Raw genomic sequence first — 3,285 nt, forward strand, 5'->3', positions numbered from 1 at the left:
GTCCGGTGAACGACCGAGGCCAAGAAGAAGATGACTACTCGGAGGCCGTGGTCTTGATCTCGATGGCCGCCTTGACCAGGCCCGCGAACAGCGGGTGCGGGCGGGTCGGACGGGACTTCAGCTCCGGGTGGGCCTGGGTGGCCACCAGGTAGGGGTGCACCTCGCGCGGGTACTCGACGTACTCGACCAGGTCGCCCTTGGGCGAGAGGCCGGAGAACACCAGGCCGGTCTTCTCCAGGTCCGCGCGGTAGGCGTTGTTGACCTCGTAGCGGTGGCGGTGGCGCTCCTCGACGTACTGCTCGCCGCCGTAGACCTCGCGGACGATCGAGCCCTCGGCGAGCTTGGCCGGGTACAGGCCCAGGCGCATGGTGCCGCCCAGGTCGCCCTTGCCGTCGACGATGGCCAGCTGCTCGGCCATGGTGGAGATGACCGGGTGCTTGGCGGCGGCGTCGAACTCGGTGGAGTTGGCCTCCGGCAGGCCGGCCAGGTTGCGGGCCGCCTCGATGACCACGCACTGCAGGCCCAGGCACAGGCCCAGCAGCGGGACCTTGTTCTCGCGGGCGTAGGTGATCGCGCCGACCTTGCCGTTGACGCCGCGGTCGCCGAAGCCGCCGGGGATGCAGATCGCGTCCACGTCGCCGAGCTGCGCCTGGGCGCCCTCGGGGGTCTCGCAGTCGTCCGAGGTGACCCACTTGATCTCGACCCGGGCGTTGTTGGCGAAGCCGCCGGCGCGCAGCGCCTCGGTCACCGACAGGTAGGCGTCCGGCAGGTCGATGTACTTGCCGACCAGGGCGACCTTGACGATGTGCTGCGGCTCGTGGACGCGGCGCAGCAGGTCGTCCCAGGTGGTCCAGTCGACGTCGCGGAACGGCAGGTCCAGGCGGCGCACCACGTAGGCGTCCAGGCCCTCGCCGTGCAGCACCTTGGGGATGTCGTAGATCGACTTGGCGTCGATGGCCGCGACCACGGCCTCCTCGTCCACGTCGCACATCATCGAGATCTTGCGCTTGATCGCCTGCGGGACCTCGCGGTCGGCGCGCAGCACGATCGCGTCGGGCTGGATGCCGATGTTGCGCAGCGCGGCGACGGAGTGCTGGGTGGGCTTGGTCTTCAGCTCGCCCGAGGGGCCGATGTACGGCAGCAGGGAGACGTGCACGAAGAACACGTTGTCCCGGCCGACCTCGTGGCGGACCTGGCGGACGGCCTCCAGGAACGGCAGCGACTCGATGTCGCCGACGGTGCCGCCGACCTCGGTGATCACCACGTCGACGTCCTCGGTCGCCATCCGGCGGATCCGGGACTTGATCTCGTTGGTGATGTGCGGGATGACCTGGACGGTGTCGCCCAGGTACTCGCCGCGGCGCTCCTTGGCGATGACGGTCGAGTACACCTGGCCGGTGGTGACGTTCGCCGAGCCGTGCAGGTTGGTGTCCAGGAACCGCTCGTAGTGGCCGATGTCCAGGTCGGTCTCGGCGCCGTCGTCGGTGACGAACACCTCACCGTGCTGGAACGGGTTCATGGTGCCCGGGTCCACGTTGAGGTACGGGTCGAGCTTCTGCATCGTTACGCGCAGGCCGCGGGCCTTGAGCAGCGCGCCGAGGCTGGAGGCGGTGAGCCCCTTGCCGAGCGAAGAGGCGACACCCCCGGTGACGAAGAGGTGCTTGGTCGTCACGGCGCGGCCGTTCGCTGCCTTGCCGGAATGGGGCTGTGCCAAGAGGGGGCTCCCGTGGGTCGCGTGTCGAAAGTGACGTGGGCGGGAGGCTCGGGGTTCGCCGGGCGACGGGAGGCCGGCTCGGTGCGCGGCGCTCGAAGGGTCGTCGGTTCGGCTGGTCCGGGGCGTTTGATCCCGCCGGTCCACGGGATACCAGGGTATCAGTGACCCGACCCGGACGCCGTTCGGGCCGCGCGCGCCGCGTCGGGAGCGCGCGCGGGGCGCACCACCGGCGCATCACACGCCGCACGTGTCACACCGGTCGCACCACCGGCCGGACCGGGCCAGAGCGGAGTATCCATCCGGACCATACCGGCTCCTCCGGCCGGACCAGGCGGAGGTGATCCTTCCGGACCATCCTGCGCCGCGCCCCCGCGATGCACGGCATTTCCGCCGAATTGCGGCGCCACACCGGGCTGCGCCCGCGTGCTTCGCCCCTTTCGTCCGTCGTAAGCTGCTCGGACGCATCGCCGACAGCACGAGCACGCGGAGGGCGTGGGAGGGTCAGGACACTCCCGGTCCCCGATGCGCGACCGGACCTCCCCGTATTCCAGCTCCCCCCACCCACTCCAGGGGCTCGACCGAGCCCCGCGGACACTCCAGCAAGGCCTGCCACCACCCCCGGCAGGCCGGACGTCCCGGGGTGGACCTCCGGCCCCGCAGACCGCTCGCTCCCTCCGCTCGCCGATGCCCTGACCACATTGCGAACTGGAGATCCACGTGGCCGGCCGTATCGAGGACTACGCACTCATCGGGGACATGCAGACCGCTGCCCTGGTCAGCAGGGACGGGGCGGTGGACTGGCTCTGCCTTCCCCGCTTCGACTCGCCGGCCGTGTTCGCCGGTCTGCTCGGCACCGATGAACACGGCTTCTGGCGGATCGGCCCGGCCGAGGCCGTCCTGACCGAGGTCCCCGCGCCGGCCGCCGCCACGGCCCCCACCACCGGCCGGACCCACATCGCCACCTCCGCCGACCTGCGCGTGCCCCCGCCCACCGCCGCCGCCCCCGCCCTGCCCGCCGACCGCCGCCACTACCGGGGCGACTCGCTGATCCTGGAACAGGAGTGGGACACCCAGGGCGGCACCGTCCGGGTGATCGACTTCATGCCGCCGCGCCCGCTGGCCGGCAAGGACGCCGTCCCCCAGGTGATCCGGATCGTCGAGGGCGTCTGCGGCACCGTGCGGATGCGCTCGGCGCTGCGGATGCGTTTCTCCTACGGCCGGGTGGTGCCCTGGGTGCACCGCGTCGAGCAGGCCGACGGCGGCCACCGCACCGTCGCCGTCGCCGGACCCGACTCCGTCTGGCTGGACGGCGAGGCCGAGACCTACGGCCGAGACCTCACCACCTACGCCGACTTCGCCGTCAGCGCCGGCGAACGGATCGCCTTCGCCCTCACCTGGCAGGCCTCCCACCTCGACCCGCCCAGGACCCCCGACGCCGAACAGCTGCTGGACGCCACCGCCGACTTCTGGCACGAATGGGCCGACCAGTGCACCTACCAGGGCCCCTACCGCGAGGCCGTGATCCGCTCCCTCATCACCCTCAAGGGCCTCACCTACGCCCCCACCGGCGG

The 3,285-nt window shown here is 71.4% G+C and carries 2 protein-coding genes; one reads left to right on the plus strand and one right to left on the minus strand.

Features of this window, described 5'->3' with window-relative positions:
* Positions 1 to 34 precede the first annotated feature (34 nt).
* On the minus strand, positions 35 to 1,714 hold the full coding sequence (locus tag ACFU7Y_RS42095; protein ID WP_380771714.1) for a CTP synthase: 1,680 nt from the start codon (positions 1,712 to 1,714) through the stop codon (positions 35 to 37).
* Between the two features lie 711 nt (positions 1,715 to 2,425).
* Between ACFU7Y_RS42095 and ACFU7Y_RS42100 the strand changes: the two genes are divergently transcribed.
* A partial coding sequence (locus ACFU7Y_RS42100) for a glycoside hydrolase family 15 protein (protein ID WP_380771716.1) occupies positions 2,426 to 3,285 on the plus strand: 860 nt, incomplete at its 3' end.

Source organism: Kitasatospora sp. NPDC057542 (assembly GCF_042801945.1).
Lineage (GTDB): Bacteria > Actinomycetota > Actinomycetes > Streptomycetales > Streptomycetaceae > Kitasatospora.